The 20,966-nt window shown below is 56.1% G+C and carries 21 protein-coding genes; 13 read left to right on the top strand and 8 right to left on the bottom strand.

Going from position 1 to position 20,966, the window contains the following annotated elements:
• Positions 1-79: 79 nt before the first annotated feature.
• From ACR0NZ_RS04785 to dusB, 3 genes are read right to left on the bottom strand one after another with little or no spacing between them, the layout of a single operon-like run.
• Positions 80-1,447 (bottom strand): response regulator, encoded by a 1,368-nt coding sequence (locus ACR0NZ_RS04785; RefSeq protein ID WP_480517239.1) that lies wholly within the window; start codon positions 1,445-1,447, stop codon positions 80-82.
• The gene (locus tag ACR0NZ_RS04790; protein ID WP_480473074.1) at positions 1,447-2,535 is read right to left on the bottom strand and encodes a two-component system sensor histidine kinase NtrB; all 1,089 of its coding nucleotides are present in this window, start codon (positions 2,533-2,535) and stop codon (positions 1,447-1,449) included. Before ACR0NZ_RS04790 ends, ACR0NZ_RS04785 begins: the two co-directional genes overlap by 1 nt.
• On the bottom strand, positions 2,532-3,515 hold the full coding sequence (gene dusB / locus ACR0NZ_RS04795) for a tRNA dihydrouridine synthase DusB (RefSeq protein ID WP_480517241.1): 984 nt from the start codon (positions 3,513-3,515) through the stop codon (positions 2,532-2,534). The genes ACR0NZ_RS04790 and dusB overlap by 4 nt, the downstream gene beginning before the upstream one ends.
• Before the next feature lie 181 nt (positions 3,516-3,696).
• On the opposite strand from dusB, the gene ACR0NZ_RS04800 reads away from it, so the two are divergent.
• The 4 genes from ACR0NZ_RS04800 (at position 3,697) to ACR0NZ_RS04815 (ending at position 7,177) form a co-directional block, all read left to right on the top strand.
• Entirely contained in the window at positions 3,697-4,827 is a 1,131-nt protein-coding gene (locus tag ACR0NZ_RS04800) for a bifunctional 2-C-methyl-D-erythritol 4-phosphate cytidylyltransferase/2-C-methyl-D-erythritol 2,4-cyclodiphosphate synthase (RefSeq protein ID WP_480517243.1), read from the top strand.
• Positions 4,824-5,321 carry a phosphatidylglycerophosphatase A family protein gene (locus ACR0NZ_RS04805; protein WP_480517245.1) on the top strand — a complete coding sequence of 166 codons (498 nt, stop codon included), beginning with the start codon at positions 4,824-4,826 and terminating at the stop codon, positions 5,319-5,321. The genes ACR0NZ_RS04800 and ACR0NZ_RS04805 overlap by 4 nt, the downstream gene beginning before the upstream one ends.
• Positions 5,318-5,785, top strand: coding sequence for a CinA family protein (locus tag ACR0NZ_RS04810; protein ID WP_480517247.1), 468 nt, complete (start codon positions 5,318-5,320; stop codon positions 5,783-5,785). Before ACR0NZ_RS04805 ends, ACR0NZ_RS04810 begins: the two co-directional genes overlap by 4 nt.
• A gap of 210 nt (positions 5,786-5,995) precedes the next feature.
• Positions 5,996-7,177: an ammonium transporter gene (locus ACR0NZ_RS04815; protein ID WP_480517249.1), complete on the top strand. Its 1,182-nt coding sequence runs from the start codon at positions 5,996-5,998 to the stop codon at positions 7,175-7,177.
• A 125-nt stretch (positions 7,178-7,302) separates the two neighbouring features.
• On the opposite strand, the gene ACR0NZ_RS04820 is transcribed toward ACR0NZ_RS04815, so the two are convergent.
• Genes ACR0NZ_RS04820 through ACR0NZ_RS04830 form a run of 3 tightly spaced genes read right to left on the bottom strand, consistent with a single transcriptional unit; the run spans position 7,303 to position 9,919 of the window.
• The gene (locus tag ACR0NZ_RS04820; protein ID WP_480493056.1) at positions 7,303-8,658 is read right to left on the bottom strand and encodes an ATP-binding protein; all 1,356 of its coding nucleotides are present in this window, start codon (positions 8,656-8,658) and stop codon (positions 7,303-7,305) included.
• Positions 8,658-9,317, bottom strand: a complete 660-nt coding sequence (locus ACR0NZ_RS04825; protein WP_480473086.1) for a response regulator transcription factor — start codon at positions 9,315-9,317, stop codon at positions 8,658-8,660. The genes ACR0NZ_RS04820 and ACR0NZ_RS04825 overlap by 1 nt, the downstream gene beginning before the upstream one ends.
• Before the next feature lie 38 nt (positions 9,318-9,355).
• Complete coding sequence (locus tag ACR0NZ_RS04830) at positions 9,356-9,919, bottom strand: PepSY domain-containing protein (RefSeq protein ID WP_480517251.1); 564 nt, start codon at positions 9,917-9,919, stop codon at positions 9,356-9,358.
• Here ACR0NZ_RS04830 and ACR0NZ_RS04835 point away from each other — a divergent pair.
• Positions 9,900-11,153 carry a hypothetical protein gene (locus ACR0NZ_RS04835; protein ID WP_480493055.1) on the top strand — a complete coding sequence of 418 codons (1,254 nt, stop codon included), beginning with the start codon at positions 9,900-9,902 and terminating at the stop codon, positions 11,151-11,153. The genes ACR0NZ_RS04830 and ACR0NZ_RS04835 overlap by 20 nt on opposite strands.
• A gap of 236 nt (positions 11,154-11,389) precedes the next feature.
• On the opposite strand, the gene ACR0NZ_RS04840 is transcribed toward ACR0NZ_RS04835, so the two are convergent.
• Entirely contained in the window at positions 11,390-11,575 is a 186-nt protein-coding gene (locus ACR0NZ_RS04840) for a hypothetical protein (protein ID WP_480473092.1), read from the bottom strand.
• A gap of 471 nt (positions 11,576-12,046) precedes the next feature.
• Positions 12,047-12,763 (bottom strand): helix-turn-helix transcriptional regulator, encoded by a 717-nt coding sequence (locus ACR0NZ_RS04845; RefSeq protein ID WP_480517253.1) that lies wholly within the window; start codon positions 12,761-12,763, stop codon positions 12,047-12,049.
• 646 nt (positions 12,764-13,409) lie between these two features.
• On the opposite strand from ACR0NZ_RS04845, the gene ACR0NZ_RS04850 reads away from it, so the two are divergent.
• The 8 genes from ACR0NZ_RS04850 to ACR0NZ_RS04885 all read left to right on the top strand — a co-directional run bounded on the left by ACR0NZ_RS04850 (position 13,410) and on the right by ACR0NZ_RS04885 (position 20,963).
• Positions 13,410-13,574, top strand: coding sequence for a Flp family type IVb pilin (locus tag ACR0NZ_RS04850; protein ID WP_267367933.1), 165 nt, complete (start codon positions 13,410-13,412; stop codon positions 13,572-13,574).
• A gap of 135 nt (positions 13,575-13,709) precedes the next feature.
• Positions 13,710-14,669, top strand: coding sequence for a Flp pilus assembly protein CpaB (gene cpaB / locus ACR0NZ_RS04855; protein ID WP_480517255.1), 960 nt, complete (start codon positions 13,710-13,712; stop codon positions 14,667-14,669).
• 8 nt (positions 14,670-14,677) lie between these two features.
• A complete protein-coding gene (locus tag ACR0NZ_RS04860) occupies positions 14,678-16,216 on the top strand; it encodes a pilus assembly protein TadG-related protein (protein WP_480493051.1) in 1,539 nt (512 codons plus the stop codon).
• 13 nt (positions 16,217-16,229) lie between these two features.
• Positions 16,230-16,727 (top strand): TadE/TadG family type IV pilus assembly protein, encoded by a 498-nt coding sequence (locus ACR0NZ_RS04865; protein WP_480517257.1) that lies wholly within the window; start codon positions 16,230-16,232, stop codon positions 16,725-16,727.
• The gene (locus ACR0NZ_RS04870; protein ID WP_480517259.1) at positions 16,724-17,371 is read left to right on the top strand and encodes a TadE/TadG family type IV pilus assembly protein; all 648 of its coding nucleotides are present in this window, start codon (positions 16,724-16,726) and stop codon (positions 17,369-17,371) included. The genes ACR0NZ_RS04865 and ACR0NZ_RS04870 overlap by 4 nt, the downstream gene beginning before the upstream one ends.
• A 38-nt stretch (positions 17,372-17,409) precedes the next feature.
• Positions 17,410-18,597 (top strand): CpaE/TadZ family protein, encoded by a 1,188-nt coding sequence (locus ACR0NZ_RS04875; RefSeq protein WP_480517261.1) that lies wholly within the window; start codon positions 17,410-17,412, stop codon positions 18,595-18,597.
• Between the two features lie 12 nt (positions 18,598-18,609).
• Positions 18,610-19,998, top strand: coding sequence for a TadA family conjugal transfer-associated ATPase (locus ACR0NZ_RS04880; protein ID WP_480517263.1), 1,389 nt, complete (start codon positions 18,610-18,612; stop codon positions 19,996-19,998).
• Complete coding sequence (locus tag ACR0NZ_RS04885; protein WP_480473110.1) at positions 19,995-20,963, top strand: type II secretion system F family protein; 969 nt, start codon at positions 19,995-19,997, stop codon at positions 20,961-20,963. Before ACR0NZ_RS04880 ends, ACR0NZ_RS04885 begins: the two co-directional genes overlap by 4 nt.
• Positions 20,964-20,966 lie beyond the last annotated feature (3 nt).

Consider the following 20,966-nt stretch of genomic DNA (forward strand, 5'->3'; position numbering starts at 1 on the left):
TGCCGCTTGTGCGGCTTACCGCCATATATCGTGATCTTTTCCTGACAGGTGCCAGGATGCCACGGTTTGTGTGGCGATATTACATCAGTTTGCGACGCCGTGTCACCTGAATATCGAGGTCAGTAATCTTTTTTCGCAGCGTATTTCGGTTAATCCCCAGTAAATCAGCACATTTTGCCTGATTCCCACCAGTTGCATCCAGTGCGATTTCGATTAGCGGAGCCTCAACCTCACGCAAAATCCGCTGATAAAGGCCCGGTGGCGGCAAAATGTTGCCGTGCAGATCGAAATACCGTCGCAGATGACGCTCGACCGAAGTTGAAAGCTTTTCACGTTCGCCACCGCTCAGAACCGGTGCGGCTTCGGGCTGGCTGCCCAACACCATTTCCACCTCGGCCTTTGAAATCTCATCTGCCCGGCTGGTCAGCCCCAAACGGCGAACGGCGTTTTCCAGTTGCCGTACATTCCCCGGCCATGAATAGCGCCGCACCAGCTCCACCGCATCAGAGCTAAGCCACCGCTTGTTGCCATTTTCCTTCTCTTCCCGGGCCAGAAAATGTTCGGCCAACAGCGGAATATCGTCGACCCTTTCGCGCAACGAGGGCACGTGGATCGTCGCCCCGCACAAACGATAATAAAGGTCCTGACGGATACGGCCGTTTTCCATCCCATCGGTCAAGTTTGTCTGGCTGGTTGCCATGAAACGCGGAGCATGATCGCCGGGCGTATCCATCATACGCACAACGCGGGCTTGAATTTCATCGCCGATATCCGCGATTTCATCTATCAGCAGCGTACCTCCACGCACCCGCGCCATCACGCGGGCCGGGCCCTCCAGATCGCTTAGGTCGGCTGCGGTGACTGTGACAAAGGGTAATGTACGCCGATCCGAAAAGTCGTGAATTGCCCGGGCAATCAGCGATTTACCCGTTCCGCTTTCACCCGAGATCATTACCGGCAGGTCGGTGTTCATCACGCGTGCGACCAACCGATACAAGGCCTGCATGACTGGCGTGCGGCCGACCAGAGGCAGCTCATCCGGACGCTCACCGCCTGCCTGTTTGGGTTCTGGCTGTGAGCGCTGCTTCTGATCCAGTGCCCGCGCCGTGCGTTTCATCAAATCCGGCAGGTCAAACGGTTTGGGCAGATAGTCATATGCGTCTGCCTCAGCCGCCTGAATCGCGGTCATGATCGTGTTTTGTGCGGAAATCACGATAACCGGCAATCCAGGGCGATCCTTTGCGATCTTCGGCAGCATCTCCAGACCATTGCCATCAGGCATGACAACGTCCGAGATCACCACGTCGCCTTTACCTTCGCCGACCCAACGCATCAGGGTGGTTAGCGAAGACGTTGCGTGCACCTTGCATCCGGCCCGCGTCAGCGCCTGAGTCAGAACGGTGCGGATTGTGCGGTCGTCATCCGCAACCAGTACGGTGCCATCCATCAGGTGCTCTCCTTCTTGTGTTCTGTTGCATCTCGCGGCGCGCGGCGCAGCGACAGTTTGAAAACGGTGCGGCCAGGCACGGAATCGGCGGAAATCCAGCCGTCATGGTCGGAAACGATCTTGCTGACCAGCGCCAGCCCGAGACCGGTGCCGTTTTCCTTGCCCGACACAAACGGGTCAAAAATGTCACCGCGGATATCCTCGGGCAGCCCTGGACCGTCATCGATGATCTCGATCTGCAACGGCAGCGAGTGACCCGACCCATCACTTCTGCGCAGCCGGAAGGAATGTTCGAAATACGTGCGCAGACGGATTGTTCCGCCCTGAGGCCCTGCGGCCTCGGATGCGTTTTTCAGCAGGTTCAGAACCACCTGAAGAAACTGGTCCGGATCGCCATAGGCCAGCGGCAATGATGGATCGTAATCCTCGATGATTGTCATATCCGCGCCAAATCCCAGCAGCGCGGACCGCCTTGCACGGTCCAGTACATCGTGGATATTGACCGGCCTGAGGTCCGGTTTCTGCAAGTTGCCGAATTGCTCGACCTGTTCCAGAAGCTTCACGATCCTTCGGCTTTCGGCCACAATAAGGTCTGTAAGTTCAAGATCCTGTGGCGAAATATTCATGCTCAGCAGTTGCGCTGCACCGGTAATCCCGGCCAGTGGGTTCTTAATTTCGTGCGCCAGCATCTCGGCCATGCCAATCGCCGACTGCGCCGCTGACTTGACCGTGTTGCCCAAGGTCATCCGGCCCGCCAGTTCACGAGGTGATATAATCATGATCATCGACCCCGGATGCCCAACCAGAGGCGCGATCTGCAACGCACATTGCAACGGCGCACGGTTCCCCGAACCAGCATCCACATCGTTTACGAACAGTGGCGTGCCTTGAGAACGGGCGCGCAGGAATGCTTCCTCCAGCGGTGCGTCAACGGCGATCTGGTCCCATACCGGATGCCCGATTACCGACCGGCGCGAGGCATTCAAAAACCCCTCGCCCGCCGAATTCACATCTGCGATGCGATCTTCTTCATCGATTATGAAGGCCGGAACCGGCAATGAGTTCCAGATGTTGGCGTTGGAATTCATGCCGCCACCTCGCCCGTATCGGCAAGTGCGTCCCCAAGCAGACGCAGGACTTCATCCGTGCTTCGCGACGTCAAAACTGCCCGGCGCAGCGGCGCAGGGGTTGCGGCCTGATCCATGTACCATCCCAGATGCTTGCGGGCGACACGCAGGCCCAGATCGGCACCGTAAAATCCCAGCATCGCCTGATAATGCGCGCGCACCATGTCGATCAGGACATTCCCGACCGGAATATCCGGCGCATCCTCCCCGTAGAGGTCGTGACTGATCTGCGCCAAAAGCCAGGGTTTACCCTGCGCGCCACGCCCGACCATGACCCCATCTGCACCAGACTGAGTCAGCGACGTTCGCGCGGCGGCAGTATCCGTGATATCTCCGTTCGCAATGACCGGAATCGACACGGCTTGTTTCACGGCCCGGATCGCGCTCCAGTCAGCGCGCCCCTTGTAGAACTGGCATCGCGTGCGTCCGTGGATCGTAACCATCTGAACGCCTGCGTCTTGTGCACGGCGCGCGACCTCAGGGGCATTCAGCAGGGTGTCATCCCACCCCAGACGGGTTTTCAATGTCACCGGAACGTCAACTGCACTGACTACGGCCTCGATCAGCGTCAGCGCATGGTCTGGTGTTTTCAGCAGGGCCGAGCCGGAATACCCATTTGTAACCTTCTTGGCGGGACACCCCATGTTGATGTCGATCACCCGCGCCCCACGATCAGCAACCTGACGCGCCGCCTCGGCCATCCAGTGCGCTTCGCGCCCTGCCAGTTGCACAGCTGTATTTTCCACATCGGCAGACAATTCGGCGCGCTCCCGCACTCCGGGTTTGGCCAGCACCATTTCCTGACTGGCGACCATTTCGCTGACGACCATGCCGGCGCCAAAGCGCATAACCAGATCCCGAAATGGGCGATCGGTGATTCCGGCCATCGGGGCCAGCAAAACCGGCGGTGTTACGAGTTTGTCAGCGAAGCGCAAAGTCAACGTGCTTAATCCTTGGGCAGTTGCAGTTCTGATATCGAATTCTACGCATATGAACAACAAAACGACGCGCAACAAGCCTGTAGAACCATCAACTGCCTATTTTTTAATCACATGACCATAGGTGATTGCCTCTGCAATCACCGCCGCCTAAACAAATGCAACAAAATGGAGGGCGCGCGGCATGACCACAGCTGCCATCATAGTCGCCGCGGGCCGCGGCCTTCGCGCAGGGGGCGACGTCCCAAAACAGTGGCGCAGCCTTGCAGGCCGTCGCGTGGCAGACTGGACAATCGATCGGTTCCGCGGACAGGTTGCCCACATCGTTCTGGTCTTATCCGACGAAGACACTCTGGCCTGGGAGGAGTTTCGTGATACCGACCTGATCCTCGCCACAGGCGGCGCAGATCGTGCAGGTTCTGTGCGCAACGGTTTGAAGGCCCTGGCGCACCTCGGCGTGAAGCGCGTCTTGATTCATGACGTTGCCAGACCTTGCGTTTCGTCTCGCACCATTCAGGACGTTTTGAACGCATTGGATGCACATCAGGCCGCCGCCCCCGGACTGGCGGTAACCGATGCCTTATGGATAGGACAAGACGGGGCCGTGACGGGCACGCAAGACCGCAGCAACTTGTTTGCGGCACAGACACCGCAAGGCTTTCACTATGACACCATCACCGCCGCCCATGCGGCGCATGCAGGCGGTGCTGCCGATGATGTTGAGGTTGCACGCGGTGCGGGGGTCGATGTCTGCATCGTACCGGGCGATGCGGACAACCTGAAGATCACCCGCCCCGAGGATTTTGCCCGGGCGGAACGTATCATGGGAATGGATATGGATGTAAGACTTGGCAACGGCTATGACGTGCACCGATTTGGCGACGGGGATCATGTGGTCCTTTGCGGTGTGAAGGTTCCCCATGATCGCGGGTTGCAGGGGCACTCGGATGCAGATGTCGGGATGCATGCTGTAACCGACGCGATTTATGGCGCATTGGCGCAAGGCGATATCGGGCAGCACTTCCCGCCCTCGGATCCACAATGGAAAGGTGCCGCCAGCAAGATCTTTCTGCGTCACGCGGTCAAATTGGCCGGACAGATGGGATATCGCATCTCGAACGTGGATTGCACGCTGATCTGTGAATATCCGAAGATTGGCCCTCACGCCGCTGCCATGCGAGAAGAAATGTCCAAAATCATGGGCTTGCGTGTCGATCAGATCTCGGTCAAGGCCACCACGTCCGAGCGTCTGGGCTTCACCGGTCGCAGTGAAGGCATCGCATCGCTTGCGACGGCCTGTCTGGTGAAATCATGAACGCGGCGCAGTTGATTGGCACCGTTGGCGGCATCGGATATATACGCCCTGCCCCCGGCACCTGGGGTTCGCTGGCCGCGCTGCCGATGGCTTGGGTCCTGCACACGCTGGGCGGATTCCCATTGCTGGCAATCGCAACGCTCGTGGTGTTCGCAGGCGGCCTGTGGGCCACGCGCGTGATGACCGACGGTCAGGACGATCACGACCCGTCGGAAATCGTCATTGATGAAGTTGCGGGCCAGTTCATTGCACTCTGGGCGATCTCATATCCGTCCTGGGCGCATGGGATCGACATTTCCGCCCTCTGGCCCGGCTGGGTTGCCGGGTTCGCCCTGTTTCGCCTGTTCGACATCACCAAACCCGGCCCCGTCGGTTGGGCAGATCGTCGCGGCGATCCTATTGGAGTGATGCTGGACGACGTGATTGCGGGTATTTTCGCAGCCGTTGGCGTGATGGTTCTGGCAGGCATCGCGCACGGGGTTCTGGGCCTATGAACGTGCCCGACCTGCTGAACCGCGCCAAGGCGCAGGGCGTTGTGATCGCGACAGCGGAAAGCTGCACCGGCGGTATGGTCGCTGCGGCCCTGACGGATATACCCGGTAGTTCGGCCGTCGTGGATCGGGGTTTTGTTACCTATACCAACAGGGCCAAACAGGACATGCTGGGTGTGCTGGCAGAAACCCTGCAGGCTTTCGGCGCAGTGTCCGAGCAGGTCGCTCGCGAAATGGCCGAAGGCGCATTGCGCAACTCACAAGCGCAGCTTGCCGTCGCGATTACCGGCATTGCCGGGCCGGGCGGGTCTGAGTTCAAACCCGAAGGGCGCGTATGTTTCGGACTGGCAAGAGAAGGCCGGGAAACCCAAACCGAAACGATTGAGTTTGGCGCGCAAGGGCGGGATGCGGTGCGCCGCGCCGCGCGGGATCATGCGCTGGCGTTGCTTCTGACTGGCCTTTCATAACGCGCACGATTTTTGGGCATTATCTGCCCATAGCCGCCAAAACTGTCATCACTTGAACAAAAGGCGACAAAATAGGCGACCAATTTGGGTGTTGCCTCTTTTTTCCTCACCTGCCCTCCGCTTCAAGGCTCTGCACATACACTCACTCGACCCCGGAGCGTTGTCAGATGACCTGCCCGGGAAACCATGCAGGGAAAAGGAGAGCGGCCCATGAATGGAGCCGATACAGCCTGGATCATAGTTGCTACAGCACTGGTCCTTTTCATGACATTGCCGGGGCTGGCCTTGTTTTATGGCGGGCTCGTACGTGCCCGAAACGTGCTCAGCGTTTTTATGCATTGCTTTGCCATTGCCTGTTTGATGAGCATTCTGTGGCTGGTGGCCGGGTACTCCATCGCCTTTGGGCCCGGTGAAAGTGGGCTTTGGGGTGGTTTGGGCAAGGCTTTCCTCAACGGTGTTGATGTGGACAGCCTTGCTGACACTCTACCGGAAATCCTGTTCTTTGCCTTTCAGATGACCTTTGCCATCATCACCCCGGCCCTGATCGTGGGCGCATATGTCGAACGGGTAGGCTTTGGCTTTGTACTGACCTTCTCGGCGCTATGGATGCTGCTGTGCTATGCGCCGGTGGTTCACTGGATCTGGGGCGGTGGAATGCTGGCCGATGGTGGTATTTTGGGCGACATTGGCGTGCGTGATTTCGCAGGTGGTATCGTGGTGCACGAAACCGCTGGTCTGGCAGCCCTGATCATCGCCGTCATCCTTGGCCCGCGCCGCAACCGCACGACCCCGCCGCATAATCCCGGCTATGTCATGGTGGGCGCCGCGATGCTGTGGGTCGGCTGGTTCGGCTTTAATGGCGGCTCGCAACTGGCCGCGGACGGAGGTGCTGCGATGGCGATGACCGTTACCCACCTGTCCGCCGCTACTGCCTCGTTGACATGGGCGCTTTGGGAACGCATCCGATTTGGCAAAGCCTCGATGGTGGGTCTTGTTACCGGAACAATTGCAGGTCTGGCCTCGATCACGCCCGCTTCGGGTTTTGTGGGTCCGGTTCAGGCCCTCATCATCGGTGCTGTTGCGGGCATTCTGTGTCAGGAAGCCGTCAGTCTGGTGCGCAACAAGCTGAATATCGACGACACGCTGGACGTGTTCGCGGTACATGGCGTCGGAGGCATCTTCGGCACCATCATGATCGCCCTGTTTGGCCTTGGCACATGGACCGCCCAGTTGGGTGGGCTGGTTATCGTGGGTGCCTTCACGGCAGTTGTCACGTTTGTGTTGGTCAAACTGGTTGCACAGATCACACCACTTCGCGTAAACGCCGAGACCGAGACAAATGGCCTCGACCTCTCGGTACATGGTGAACGGGCCTACGACATGAGCAGCTAAGCCCACCTTGGCTGCCTGTCGCCGGCAAGGGCAAAAGCGGACCTGTCATGGGTCCGCTTTTCTTGTTTTCGCGTCTTGTCCACTTACGACACACCCAAACCACCCTGAACCTTTAGGGCAAAAAATCAGCCTGACGCAGAATGCGCGTTGGTTCCTTTTGGTATAACGATCCGGCATTCCAAACCGCCTAGAAAACCGGATGCCCCCAGTTCAATCCGGCAGTCATAAGCCTTCAGCAGATCAACCGCTATAGCCAGCCCAAGGCCGCTGCCCGAGACAGAAGTATCCAGCCTTCCCCCAGAACGTAGCGCCTCGCGGTGAGCGTCCTGAGGAATTCCCGGGCCATCATCGTCAATCACAACTTCGATCCCGTTCTGGGTCCTCTTAGCCGTCAAACGGACCTTGTGTTTGCACCATTTGACTGCGTTATCCAGCAGGTTGCCCAAAACTTCTTCGATATCCTGCGCGTCCATACGCACCCAAAGACCCGGGTCGCGCTCAATTTTCAATGACTTTCCATCGCGCTCGGCCATGGTCGTGAACAGCCGCGCCAGTCGATCAATCGAATGAGACAGATCAGTACGAGAATGGGTCAAATCTGCAGTGTTCAGCGCCCGCATTCTGGCCAAAGACCGGCCCAGTTGCGCGTCGATACGGTCGAGAGCTTCCACAGCAGTATCCGTAGAACCTCCCGCTTCGCACAACAGCACCAGTTCATTGCGCATGATCGCAGTAGGTGTTTTCAGGGCATGAGCCAAATCTGCCGCCTGACGACGTGATCCTGATACGATTTCCCGATTTCGGCGCAAGAGCTGGTTCAAATCCTCGACCAGAGGAGACACCTCTTCTGGATAATCGCCTGGTCTAAGGTCTTCGTCCCGTTCCCAACGGTGCGCCACATCCGACCGCAGCTTTCTGAGTGGCGTCAGGATGATTGACGTCAGCAGTAGCGATCCAACGACACCGATCAGACCGACCAGCGCAAAAACCGGAAGCAGGTTTTGTTGTGCAGCGCGACGTTCCGCGACAAGCTGGGCCTGACTTTCGGCAACGCTTACCCCCCAGACCGTACCATCCTCATAAGTAATTTTCTGAAAGGCTCCTCGTAAAGCTTCGCTTTCCGGACCGGGCGTGTTCCAAAGCGTCGTTACATCAGGGTTACCGGGGGGTTCGGCAATGACTTCGTCGAACAGGGAAGCCGACGTAAAGATCTCGCCTTCGCTGTTGCTGACTTGCCAGTATCTGCCGGAATACGGTGTGCCATAGGCTGGATCGAACATCAGATCCCGCAGCGCATCCGGATCATGGGTCGTAACGCTCAACCCAACGACCAGTTGCGTGTGACGATCAAGTAGTGCGGTATCAAACCTGTCTGAAACGCGAGCATTAATGAACGAGAACACGGCCAGCGTACCGACACCCACTGAAAGGGCACCCGACGCGATCCCCCCCAGTAGAGCCCGTTGACGCAGGGATAACATCAGGCAGAGTCGATCATATATCCGCGGCCCCTAATCGTTGTGATCAGATCAGGGCCAAGTTTTTTGCGCAGACGGGTTATGAAGACGGCGATGGTGTTCGAGTCCCTGTCTCCATCGTATTCGTAGATATGCTCTGACAGTTCGGTCCTTGAGATCATACGCCCAATATTATGGGCCAGATACGTGAGAACAGCCAGCTCCTGGGCGGTCAGGTCGATGGGCACGCCATCCGCCGTCACACGCCCGTTGCGGGTATCCAGCACAACATTTCCCATTTCAACGACGGGATTCAACTGGCCGCTCTGCCGCCGCAGGATGGCACGGACCCGCGCTGCCAGTTCGGGCATATGGAACGGCTTGGTCATGTAGTCGTCCGCGCCTGCGTCCAACCCGTCGACCCTTTCGCTCCAGCCATCGCGGGCCGTGAGGATCAGCACAGGTGTCTTGATACCCGCACTGCGCCATTCCCGTAGAACTGAAATGCCATCACGTTCCGGCAATCCAATATCGAGGATGATCATGTCATAAGGTTCTGTTGCGCCCAGATGCAAAGCTTCCAGGCCGCTGTTCACAATGTCTACGACCCGACCTTCAGCGTTCAACAGTTTCTTGATCTGCTCGCAAAGGTGCGGTTCGTCTTCTGCCAGTAAGACTCTCATACTTAGGAATTATAGGCGTGCGTATGGCAGTTTAACCATTACTTTTTACCACCACCGTTTCCGCCAGAATTGCCGCCGCCATTTCCACCAGAGTTGCCACCACCGTTGCCTCCGGAATTGCCGCCACCGTTACCTCCGGAATTGCCTCCACCATTGCCGCCAGAATTGCCGTGACCGCCACCGCTGTTCCCACGGTTGCCGCTTTGACCCCCGTTTGCGTTGGCAGAAGACTTGCCTTGAGATTTCGCATTGGCCGAGTTTCCGGGCGCAGATTTCGCCGCTTCTGAGATTTGTTTGCCGATCGTGGACCTGTTGGAAACGACGACGCCGGTTTTTGCGTTAACAATAACACTAACAATCTTCCCGTTCGGTTTTTTGACCAGCACGCGGTAGTATACTTTGTCGGCCTGAAAAGCACGCGCATCAATGGGCGTTCCGCCAAAGACCTGCTCGACGCCTTTGATGACGTCCTGAAGACGGATAGCGTTGCCAGTGGTTGTCGCTTTGCGCAGCTCCGCCTGCTTCAGCTCACGAACGGCTGCATCGCCTTCTCCGGGCTGGAGAACGGCAACAAGAAACAAGATGGTCAAGAGCTTCTTCATCTTCGGCACTCTTTACTGCGCAACCACCTTAACAATCTACCGATTTCAACATGAACTGGCGATGAACGACCAGTTTGGCGTGGGTTCAATGATGATCGGTTTAGATAGCACCTGTCAGATATTGATTCCGGCTAGCGGTTTTTCGTGTGTGCTGACCGCGAAATACTCTGCCGGCCCAAATGAAACTCGCGTTCGACCTACGAGGATCGCTATGAAAACCAATTTGACCGGCGTGCTGAAGGCCTCCGCTCTCGCAATCGCAATGTTGGGCTCCACTGCTATCGTGGCGGCAGTTGCCCTTCCAGATGTGGCCTACGCCAAAGACGGCAATGGCAACGGTGGAGGCAATGGTGGCGGTAAAGGAAACGGCGGCGGTAATGGAAACAGCGACAATGCCGGAAATGGCAAAGGCAACGGCGGTGGTAATGGGGCGACCAAAAGTGGTGGTTCAAAATCCGCCGGTAAGTCGGGGCGCACAACCTCTGGCGCAAAGGGTTCGAAGTCAAAATCCTCGAAGGGAAAATCGTTCTCTTTGAAAGAGCTGTTTACCGGTAAGAAGTCCAAGAAAACTCAGACCAAGACCGCACCGGCCGCGCACGCGACAAAATCCAAGGTTCAGGTCGAGGAAACGGACCTGACCGATTCCCATAAGAAGGGGAATAAACTGGCTGCCGCACTGGGTGTCCACCCTTCAGAACTGGGTGCACTGAACGCAGCCAACGCAAGTGAGAAGGCCCTTCAGAACGCTGCACCGAATTCGCGCGTCGGTCGCATTGCAACCTATCGCGATACGGTTCTGGCTGGCGACAGCATCCGAGCTGAACTTGCCGAAAAACAAGACCTTCTGGATGATATGACCCCGCCGGATCGCTCCAGCGCCGAAATCAATGACGACCTTGAGGAAGCGCTGGCCGATGTTCAGGAAAAGCAGGACATCGTCGATGATCTCGAACAGCAGCTGGCAGACGCGGGAGGCACCGATCCTGATATCGAGGACGCTCTTCAGGACGCAAACGATGATCTGCAGGCTTCCAAAGATACCGCTGACAGCCTGAATGCCGAAAAACAGGCAGCCTTGGAATATGAGGAAGCCGTGCAAGACGTCGAAGACCTGACTGACGCCGTTGAGCAGCAGTCACTCGATGAGCGCGCGGCATTGGAAGACGCTGCGAACAAACCCGTCACCGACGAGGTCGAGGCTGCTGTAAAGGCAATGCTCGGACTGGATAGCTAACAGCTTTTGCCTTCATTCTTATGAAGTGGGCAAAAGACCGGGCCAGCTAAGTGATTACCAGCCGTTTGGCTGGCCCGACTTTCTCGTAAAGATCCTGACCGCCAGGTTGTATTGCGCGCATGCCCTACGCAAGTTGGCAAAGGTTACTGAGAAAAAATATAGCCCGCTCCAATTCGGAGCGGGCTTTATCGTTCCCTGATCATGTTGATCTGGAAATCTATCGGACGTTCTGATCTTCAGAAGTCCCGGTTCGCCTCTTCAAGTCGCTTGTTATTTACGATTTCTGTCAGTGCATTTTCGATAGGAGGGAAGCGACTGCTGCTCGAATTTGTATTGCTTGAAACTTCGCCATTCATGACGGGATTATGGGGTTGCATTGTCGCACATGCATACGGCGCAACCTCAATAGCAGTCTTGATCATGCTGTTCCCCTTCCATTCAACCGGACGTGGTTTGCCCGGCCTGTGCGATTAGTATGCCCCGAACCAGTTGAACACTCAGAGAATACATTGTTCACATTATGTTAATGTTGTCGCGAAATCATGAACAAAGACTAAGCCGTTAACAAAAAAGAATAATTCCTTCTATTGTATCTGCGATCAAGTGGGACGAACAGAAAAATCAGGCGAACTCCCCCTACTCCGTAGGGTTGTTTCCCCTCACGAAAGTGGCAGATCGTCAAAGCGAACGAGTCAGATTCCCTACACCGCAATAGAGGGCAAAATTGCGGCCGAAAAAAAGAAACTTACAAAACAGCCGACGAAATTACGACACAGTTCAGCAGTTATTCGACCGGCGTGGCACGACAAAAGGCGAGACCATGACGGCGGATAGATCCAAAAAAGATCAAGGAAAGGTCTTCAGACCGTCCTGGTAGCAATCCATTCGGTTCGCTAACCCGCAATCTGAGCAAAACCCCTGTCAGCATCAACGCTTCGGTTTAACAGATGCAAAAGCTCGATCTGGCTCGTTGCCCCTGTCTTGGAAAATATGGAACTTAAGTGCGAACGAACCGTCGTCGGGCCAATGGACAAAGTCTCCGAGATTGTCTTCACTGTCATTCCCTCTTTCATCATCGCACATACCCGAAACTCGCATCTGCTGAGTTCGGCTGGGTTATTTGGATCAAGGATTGGAACGAAGCGATTGTTGCTGTCGTATCTGGACCGGTGACCCCGAAGAACTTCGGAATTGGCAGCAACCGTTCCGGGTAAGCGTTTACTCCAGCCAGATGAAAGTGTTGGAGCCAGCGCACTTATCAGATCAAGTTCGAAGGTCTGCGGGCGAATACTGTAATGAAGCTCGATGTAATCGACCTGCGCCCCGGCTACGTCCAGCGGAATCAGGATAACCTCCACCAGCCCTTCAGGCTTTTGAGGCCGATAATGGGACATTGGTGATGCGTCGGAAAACACCAGGTCTGATAGTTTCCAGACTGAACCCGCTCTTGCAGTTGATATACACTCCCCAATAACCAGTTCGGCCTGCGTTTGCGGCTGTGAAGGCCAGATTTTTCCCAGCTGAACACAACAGCGCGCAATGTGCTTTGCCTTCCAACCTTTTTTCTGCGTTCTGACTATTAGAACCGCATCAGCATTTACCAGGCGCATTAAACAATTTACGGATCGAGACAAGGAGCCATTACCGCACAGGGCCTGAGTCCACTCCACTACAAAGTCCAGACTCTCCCTCGCCTGAGCGCTCTTTAAAAAACTAACACTCATAACAATTAACCATTCAACCAAACAGACCGACCAAACAAACAGGTTCGGATTACAACAACTAACTTGTGCCCCTTACGCAGCCACAGCAACCGGAATTATCTGGCTTGTCTGCGCGGAAAGTTTTCAAACAAATACTACTACAAAACTTTATCTATCTGTTTTTAATGTGTTTTTATGAACCATATCACCAACAATCGGCACGGGACCAATCCGCGATTGCCTGACCGTTCAGTAAAAATCAACAACCATCCTGCTCACAATTGCGACCCGACTCAATTCATTGTTTCGAAAAAAGGCGATTCGCCGTATGTTAATAGGTTGTTAATGCAGGGTTAAAAGTAATCTCCCATAGAAGTTATTACTTTAAAATCTTTCAATCTTTGATTGTATTTCAGTTACCTTTGAAGGAGGTCACGCATCTCCTGCGATTCTATTCTGATTCCCGAGCTAATGCATTTTCGCCTGGCTTGCGCTCAAGAATATGGAGCGCTGAAAACGTCTAACCTATTTGGGGGAAATAATGACTAAATTCATGAAGAAGTTTGTTAAGAATGAAAGCGGTGCAGCAATTGTCGAATATGGCCTGGCTCTTTTGGTCGTGGCGTCGATTGCAGTTGGCGCATTCTCGTACCTGGGCACCACCACCAACACAAACGTGACTGGTGCATGCGCTGCTCTGGGTAGCGCGACCTGCTGACCCAAACACACTTACCAAAATACTGAACTCTGCGCCGCCGTGCCACTGTTGCGGCGCAGAGTTCACCGCCAGGAATTTCGCGAAAGCAAGACGACCGAAGTTCCATATTTCAGAACGTAATTGTTGGAGAGAGTGATGCGTATCAGGCCAATCATTTCTACACTGTTTGGAATTGCGATAGCGTCCGGTTCCGTTTACCTGGCGAAAGATCACATTCAGTTTAAGACAAGCACTGCCGGTGTCTCGCCAGATGCCGATCTGGTTGAGATCTATGTGGCCCGATCAGAAATCGCTTTTGGTCAAACGATCGAAGCGCACGACGTCACAATTCATCCCTGGCCGCGCGAGGCGCTCCCGGCCGGAGTTTTCACGGATATTGATGTACTTGTTCCAAACAATCGCCGTCAGCTGCGGCGCGCCAAGGGCCGGTTCTATCCCGGCGAAGTAATGCTTCTTTCCAAGGTTTCGAACTTTGGTGAAAAAGTCACCCTAGTTCAAAAGTTGGGGGAAAACACACGCGCCATGGCAATCGAGGTCGATGCTGTAACGGCCGTGGGCGGTTTTGTTACCCCGGGCGATCACGTTGATATCGTCTTGACCCAAGGTGCCAAGCAGGACCTGCGCGCGGTCACCATCTTGCAGAATATTCGCGTCATTGGCGTAGACCAGCAGTCGGAAGAATTAAGCGATCAGCCTGAGGTCGCCCGCACGATCACAGTGGAAGTGACCCCGCAGCAAGGTCAACGTCTGGCCCTGGCTCAAAAGGCCGGAACCCTGAGCCTTACACTGCGCACCCTGGACAGCGTCGAGGATGAGCCCATGGAGATGGTTCGCCTGCGCGATCTGCTGCAGGAGGAAGGACCTGCAGAAAAGGTTGATATTCAACCCACTGTAAAGCTGCGCCGGGGAACCGAGACCGAGGTTGTGACCATCCAGCGGCAACAGGAAGAAGCGGAACAGGAAACAGAAGCCGCGCCCGCCGCCAAATTGCAACCTGATACCCCAAAAGATGCGCACCTTGCGCCGGCGTCCGCGATGCCGCGCGTCAAACCCCGCATTCGCCCAATCACAGTCAGTCAGACACCTGGTCAATAAGTTCAGCCATGCGAGCACATGCAATCATATCCGCATTCGCCCAAGAGGAGAACGGCACCGTCGCGATCCTGTGGGGCACAGCTTTGGTCGCATTCCTCGGGTTCTTTGCGATCACGCTGGACGTTGGCCGGTTGAATTCGACACATGCAGAGCTGCAGTCATTTGCCGACAACGTGGCTTTGGCCGCAGCGGGAGAGTTGGACGGCCAACCAGACGCGATTACACGCGCCACAAATGCAGCAGCAAATCTTGTCAGCGACAGCCAGACCTTCGCGAACGGGGCAACCACGCTTTCAGGATCGTCGGATTATACCCTCTTGTTTCACTCGGCGCTTCCGGCATCGGATCTGACCCCGCTTGGCGCAGATATTACAACTGATCCACGGAAGGCCAGGTTCGCGCAAGTCGTGTTGACACCCAAATCCCTGACGATGAGCCTGGCTTCGGCGCTGGACAAAATGCTTGGTGGGGCTGGGTTTTCTGCTGCCAGCGTTTCAGCCGAGGCAGTGGCCGGATACTCGAAAGCGGCGTGCGATATCTCACCCCTGATGTTCTGCCTGCCCCCGAATTGGGAATCCACTTTGACTGTGGGCGACCAGATCCTGTTGCGCAGCGGCGGCAACGGAACGGCCTGGGGACCGGGTAACTTCGGCTTTATTGATCTGGCGAATTTCCAAGACAGCTCGGGTGTGTGTGCCGACGAAGGGGGCAATAAACTGGCCTGTCTGATCGCGGCGCAAAGCCAGATCACCCAATGTGTTCTGACCAATGGTCTGAACACCGAACCCGGCCAGAAAAACGGCATTACCAATGCTGCATTCAACGTCCGCTTTGACATCTACCGCTCGGTTCTCAACGGTGAGAAAAACAACATCGATTTCGCGCCCGCACCAAATGTGATCAAGGGGATTGAAAGCAACGGTGGCGGCGCTTGCATTCAGGGAAATGAACAGACGACCCCTGATACAACTGGTCTGGGGCGCGACCTGTGCATGACTGCGGGCACATGCGGCGGAAACAACCGTTTCGGCGACGGCAACTGGGATCGAACCGGATACCTTAATCGAAACCACGATCTGGCAGATGGGATTGCCGACGGCATAGGCAGCGACTCGCATCTGCCCGCGCTGTCCGGGTCGGATACCGTTTTCGCCGGGACGCGGTACGGAATGTATCTGAGGGAAATAGCCTACGGAAATACAAACCCTCACGCGCCGCCGAACGCAAACTCCATTCTGGACCCTTCGCTTGCTGAAACCGGACGCCCGATGTGTTCCAGCCAGATGTCCGAAGACCCGGCGCGGCGCGTTGTTACGGCTGCTGGTGTTGATTGCGCGCAAAACCCGGTTTCCGGTTCGACTACCGGAGTTCCAGTCACAAAATTTGTTGCCGTGTTCCTGACTGAACCGGTGGGTGATGACGGCGGCTCGCCCCCCAGTTTCGACATCCACGGAGAGGTCGTCGGTTTCCCCGATGTGACCGGTGTTGGCAGCGGCGGCAACGGGTTCGGCGGCATCTTTCGCGACGTCGTACAGTTGTATCGATAGGGGCAGAGTGTTCATGTGTATTCGCCTCAGATCCCCTTTCAAACGCTTCGCCAAAAACGAAGATGGCGCGATCCTTGTCGAGTTTGGCCTTGTCATGCCGATTATGCTGCTGCTGTTGGCGGTAACCCTGGAATCCGCACGCCTTATGTGGTCGTACCAGTCGGTCATTGCCGGGGTCCGGGATGCCAGCCGATACATGTCGCGCGTCACGCCCTCGGATATCTGTTCGTCTGGCGGAACAGTCGCGGGGCTCAGCACAACTCTGAAAGGGATTGTCGAGCGTGACATTCACGGCAACAGCCTGTTTCCGCCCAGCATAACCGTCAACTCGGTAACGCCCAGCCTATCCTGCGTGTCCGGCACGTATCGCATGAACCCGGCGCCTGTCGGTCAGGTAAGCGCCAATATCACCGTTCAGTTTCCGCTAGGGGGCATTCTGAAGCTTTTCGGCAGCGGCGCGTCATCGATAACCACCGACGTCGCTGACACATCGCGGATATTTGGCCAATGACATGGTTGCGGAATAATCGCGCCACCTGGCGCCAGGTCGCGGACACGTTGCTGCGCGACCAAAATGGTGGGGTTCTTGTTGAATTTGCCGTGGTGGTGTCCCTGTTTTCCTTCCTGTTCCTGGCATTGCTGGACTTTGGTCGGCTGTCATACAGCGGAGTGAACGCGCAGAAGGCGGCACAGCTGGCGGCGCGCATCGCTGTGGTGCGCCCTGCGGCATGTCCGGGTGTGCCACAAACCCACACGCGGGGAACATCCGCGTTGTCCCCTCGCTTTGGCACCCCATGCAGTGCGTCGGCTGGCGTATGTGCCGACCCGGTAACGCCACCTTGTGCGGGTGACGCCGCCAACGCCACAGCATCTGAAATCTGGGGGCGCATCAACCCGTTGCTGCCCCCCGGCACGACGATTGACGCCCTGCAGTTTTCCTATGATTTCAATTCCAATCTGGGCTTCCTGGGTGGCCCTTACACACCCATGGTCACGGTTGAGCTGAACCTGAATGATTTTCAGTTCGTGTCGCCGCTGGCCGCACTTGCAAACGCCGCAGGCGCGACCAGCAGCACAATTCCTTCAACAGCCGGGTTTTCCAATTTCAGCGTTTCGCTGCCTGCCGAAGACCTGGCATCAGGAGAGTCAGGTTAATGGTTAAGAACGTTTCTAGTCTCAATTCACATTCCGTCATGCTTGTATCTGAAAGCGAAACCGTCGCTCAGGTGGTCGCCAATGCCTTTCCCGCCGGTCAAAACAACGAAATCTCCGAGAATGCGGGTTCGTTCAAAGCGTTGAACGGTACGGCGCGCAATCTGGCATTCAAGCATGACCTGGTTATTTTCGAAATCGACCCCTGCGACGCGGGCGAGGTTCTGGCCGTCAAAGACCTCCTGACCCATCGGCAAGATGACACCTTATTTGTCGCGCTGACGCAGAATGACGTTTCGATCTCGGTCGCCCGCGAGTTGCGGAAAATCGGCATCGACGAAGTTCTGCCCCTGTCCATTGATGAGGATGGGCTGAAAGCTGCGGTAGCAGAAAAAATCTCCTCCCGATCACTTCCGCAGGGATTCATTCAAAATGGTCCCTCTGCCCTTGGCACCGTCATTCCGGTTGCAAAATCCCGCGGTGGGATCGGAGCGTCAACGGTCGCGGTAAACCTTGCCTGCTCGCTGGTGGGCGGGAAAGGATCCTTCCTGAGGAAAAAGGCGAAAAACCGCGTCGCGCTTCTGGATTTTGATCTGCAATTCGGAAACGCGAACGTGTTTCTCGATCTTGAAGATAACGGGGGATGCCTCCAACTCATCGAAAATCAGGAAGAGCCGGATGATCATTTCCTGACGTCGATCCTTCAGAACCACGCGCTCGGTATTGATGTGTTGTGCGCGCCCGCGCCGTTGGTTCCGCTTCAGTCCATACGACCGGGCCTGATCGAAGGGATGCTCGACCTGCTTCAGCGCCGGTACGATTATGTTGTCATCGACCTGCCCTGTGCCGTTGTGGAATGGGTCGAACCCATTTTCAAACGCGCGAACCAACTGGCGCTGGTAACTGACACCACGGTTCCATGCGTTCGCCAGACCCGGCGCCTGATCGATTTCTATCGCGAGGCGAACGTGGCCCTGCCGGTCGAGGTTGTCGTGAACCGCGAGCGGAAGACGTTGATCAAACCTGCACATGTTCGCGAGGCTGAAAAGGTGCTGGAAACGAAACTGAAGCACTGGCTGCCGGACAATCCCAAGATTGCGCGAAACGCGGTCGATCTGGGACGACCGATTGTGGACATGAAGCCGCATTCGGACCTTGGCAAGGCCCTGACGAAACTGGCTGCGTCCATGTCCGAAGGCACCCGGCCAGCCGCACAAAAAACTGTATAATGGGAGATCGCCGTGTTTAACGAGTACAAATCACGCCGGGCCGCGTCCAAGTCGAATGTGTTGGTTCTGGAACGGCCAATCGAGGTACCAATATCCAAGGCAACACCAGAACCGGTGGACGTTGACCTGCAAGCGCATCTGGAGCTTAAAAGTCGCCTGCACAGCGAGCTTCTCGACCGTCTGAACCTGTCTGTGATCGACAAGGTCGAACGATCCGAACTGAAACGTCAGATCGCTGCGCTGGTTACCGGGCTGATCGAGGCCGAACGCCTTCATTTACGGTCCGAGGCATTTACAGCCCTTGTTGATGAACTCATTCACGAAGTGATGGGTCTGGGCCCGCTGGAACCTCTTCTGGAAGACCCGACCATCAACGACATTCTCGTCAACTCTTATGATCAGGTCTACGTGGAACGCTTTGGCCTGCTCGAGCAATCGTCCGTGCGCTTTCGCGACGAACGCCATCTGCTTCGGATCATTGACAAAATCGTCAGCCGGGTCGGCCGTCGTATCGATGAATCCCAGCCATGGGTCGATGCGCGTCTGGAGGACGGAAGCCGGGTCAACGCGATTATTCGCCCGTGTTCAGTTGATGGACCGGCGTTGTCGATCCGCAAATTCTCGCGCAATCCCCTGACCATCGACAAGCTGGTCCAGCGGGACAGCATGAACGAACAGGCAGCCAAGCTACTGGCTGCGCTGGTCGAAGCCAGGCTGAACATTCTGATTTCGGGCGGTACCGGTTCCGGCAAGACAACAATGCTGAACGCCGTTTCATCCTTTATCGACGGCAAGCAGCGTATCGTGACAATCGAAGATGCGGCCGAACTTCAGTTACAGCAAAGCCATGTCGTTCGCTTGGAAACCCGTCCCCCCAACTCGGAAGGTCAAGGGGTGATCACGCAGCGGGATCTGGTGCGCAACGCGCTCAGGATGCGGCCTGACCGCATTATTGTCGGCGAAGTCCGTGGTTCCGAATGCTTTGACATGCTTCAGGCCATGAATACAGGACATGACGGCTCCATGACGACCGTACATGCGAACTCGGCCCGCGATGCACTCAGCCGGGTCGAACAGATGGTGACGATGCTGGGGGCGGATTTGCCCGTCAGAACCATCCGGTCTCAAATCGCCTCGGCCATTCAGATCGTCCTGCAACTCAGCCGTCTGAGCGACGGGACACGCAGGGTCGTCAGTATTTCCGAAATCACGGGCATGGAAGACGACACGATCACGATGCAGGACATCTTTGTCTTCAAACGCCGTGGCAAGTCTGAGAATGGCGACGTTCTGGGAGAATTCCTGCCAACCGGAATACGGCCAAAATGCTTCGACCAGCTGGTAGCGGCTGGTGTTGATGTGGACACCAACATGTTTATTCACGGGGCAACGGCATCATGATTGACTTTCAGCCCAATACACTGAACATCCTGATCTATATTTCGATTTTTCTGGGAATTCTGCTCGCCTACGAAGGCGTTCACCAGCTTCTGGCGCGCAAGGAAACGCATGGCGAGGCCAGAAACCGCCGTATGAAACTGATCCAGAACGGGGCTTCGACGGATCAGGTGTTGCAGCTGCTCCGCGATCCGGCGATGCTGGCTGCTGGTGAAAAAGCCGGGCTGATTACGCGGTTTCGCCGTCTGCTTGTGCAAGCTGGTGTGGCGGTCAACCCGATTTGGGTGGTTCTCGCCGTCTCCCTTCTGGTTTTGATGATCTTTTTCGGGGCCTCCCGGTTCCTTGCCCTGGAACTGGCGGTCATTCTGAGCGCAGTTTTCGGCCTCATCAGCCCGATCATCCTGCTGGTCGCCGTGAAAGACGCCCGCGCGAAGAAACTGACGAAACAACTGCCTGACGCGTTAGACCTGATGGCCCGGGGGCTGAAAGTGGGCCACCCCGTCGCGGTGACGGTTGGAAACGTTGCCTCTGATCTACCGGATCCGATCGGGTCAGAGTTTGGCATCATCAAAGACCAGATCAACTATGGTGATGACGTCGCGACCGCCTTTCACGACTTTGCGCAACGGGTCGGAACAGAGGATGCAAAATACCTTGCCGTAAGTATCGGCATTCAGCATGGAACCGGCGGCAACCTGTCTCGCGTTCTAAGCATTCTGTCCCAGACCATCCGGGACCGGCACACGATGCAAAAGAAGATCAAGGCAATCTCTGCCGAAGGTCGCCTGAGCAGCCTTATCCTCACGATTTTGCCGGTCATCATTTATCTTTCGATCGAGGTCTCCTCGCCAACATTTTACGGCGACGTACGCAGCGATCCGCTGTTTCCGTATTTCGCCCAGGTGATCATTGGCCTGACAGTTGCCCAGGGTTTCATCCTGAAGCGACTGGTTAAATTCAGATTCTAAAGG

This window comes from Ruegeria sp. AE3 (genome assembly GCF_056542225.1).

Bases quoted from the DNA above. Each gene is read 5' to 3' on its own strand.
- ACR0NZ_RS04825 (WP_480473086.1), bottom strand. From the start codon at position 9,317: ATGAGAGTCTTACTGGCAGAAGACGAACCGCACCTTTGCGAGCAGATC.
- ACR0NZ_RS04810 (WP_480517247.1), top strand. From the start codon at position 5,318: ATGAACGTGCCCGACCTGCTGAACCGCGCCAAGGCGCAGGGCGTTGTG.
- ACR0NZ_RS04840 (WP_480473092.1), bottom strand. From the start codon at position 11,575: ATGATCAAGACTGCTATTGAGGTTGCGCCGTATGCATGTGCGACAATG.
- ACR0NZ_RS04850 (WP_267367933.1), top strand. From the start codon at position 13,410: ATGAAGAAGTTTGTTAAGAATGAAAGCGGTGCAGCAATTGTCGAATAT.
- ACR0NZ_RS04845 (WP_480517253.1), bottom strand. From the start codon at position 12,763: ATGCGCCTGGTAAATGCTGATGCGGTTCTAATAGTCAGAACGCAGAAA.
- ACR0NZ_RS04865 (WP_480517257.1), top strand. From the start codon at position 16,230: ATGTGTATTCGCCTCAGATCCCCTTTCAAACGCTTCGCCAAAAACGAA.
- ACR0NZ_RS04830 (WP_480517251.1), bottom strand. From the start codon at position 9,919: ATGAAGAAGCTCTTGACCATCTTGTTTCTTGTTGCCGTTCTCCAGCCC.
- ACR0NZ_RS04875 (WP_480517261.1), top strand. From the start codon at position 17,410: ATGCTTGTATCTGAAAGCGAAACCGTCGCTCAGGTGGTCGCCAATGCC.
- ACR0NZ_RS04835 (WP_480493055.1), top strand. From the start codon at position 9,900: ATGGTCAAGAGCTTCTTCATCTTCGGCACTCTTTACTGCGCAACCACC.
- ACR0NZ_RS04790 (WP_480473074.1), bottom strand. From the start codon at position 2,535: ATGAATTCCAACGCCAACATCTGGAACTCATTGCCGGTTCCGGCCTTC.
- ACR0NZ_RS04860 (WP_480493051.1), top strand. From the start codon at position 14,678: ATGCGAGCACATGCAATCATATCCGCATTCGCCCAAGAGGAGAACGGC.
- ACR0NZ_RS04805 (WP_480517245.1), top strand. From the start codon at position 4,824: ATGAACGCGGCGCAGTTGATTGGCACCGTTGGCGGCATCGGATATATA.
- ACR0NZ_RS04885 (WP_480473110.1), top strand. From the start codon at position 19,995: ATGATTGACTTTCAGCCCAATACACTGAACATCCTGATCTATATTTCG.
- ACR0NZ_RS04870 (WP_480517259.1), top strand. From the start codon at position 16,724: ATGACATGGTTGCGGAATAATCGCGCCACCTGGCGCCAGGTCGCGGAC.
- ACR0NZ_RS04800 (WP_480517243.1), top strand. From the start codon at position 3,697: ATGACCACAGCTGCCATCATAGTCGCCGCGGGCCGCGGCCTTCGCGCA.
- cpaB (WP_480517255.1), top strand. From the start codon at position 13,710: ATGCGTATCAGGCCAATCATTTCTACACTGTTTGGAATTGCGATAGCG.
- ACR0NZ_RS04820 (WP_480493056.1), bottom strand. From the start codon at position 8,658: ATGTTATCCCTGCGTCAACGGGCTCTACTGGGGGGGATCGCGTCGGGT.
- ACR0NZ_RS04785 (WP_480517239.1), bottom strand. From the start codon at position 1,447: ATGGATGGCACCGTACTGGTTGCGGATGACGACCGCACAATCCGCACC.
- ACR0NZ_RS04815 (WP_480517249.1), top strand. From the start codon at position 5,996: ATGAATGGAGCCGATACAGCCTGGATCATAGTTGCTACAGCACTGGTC.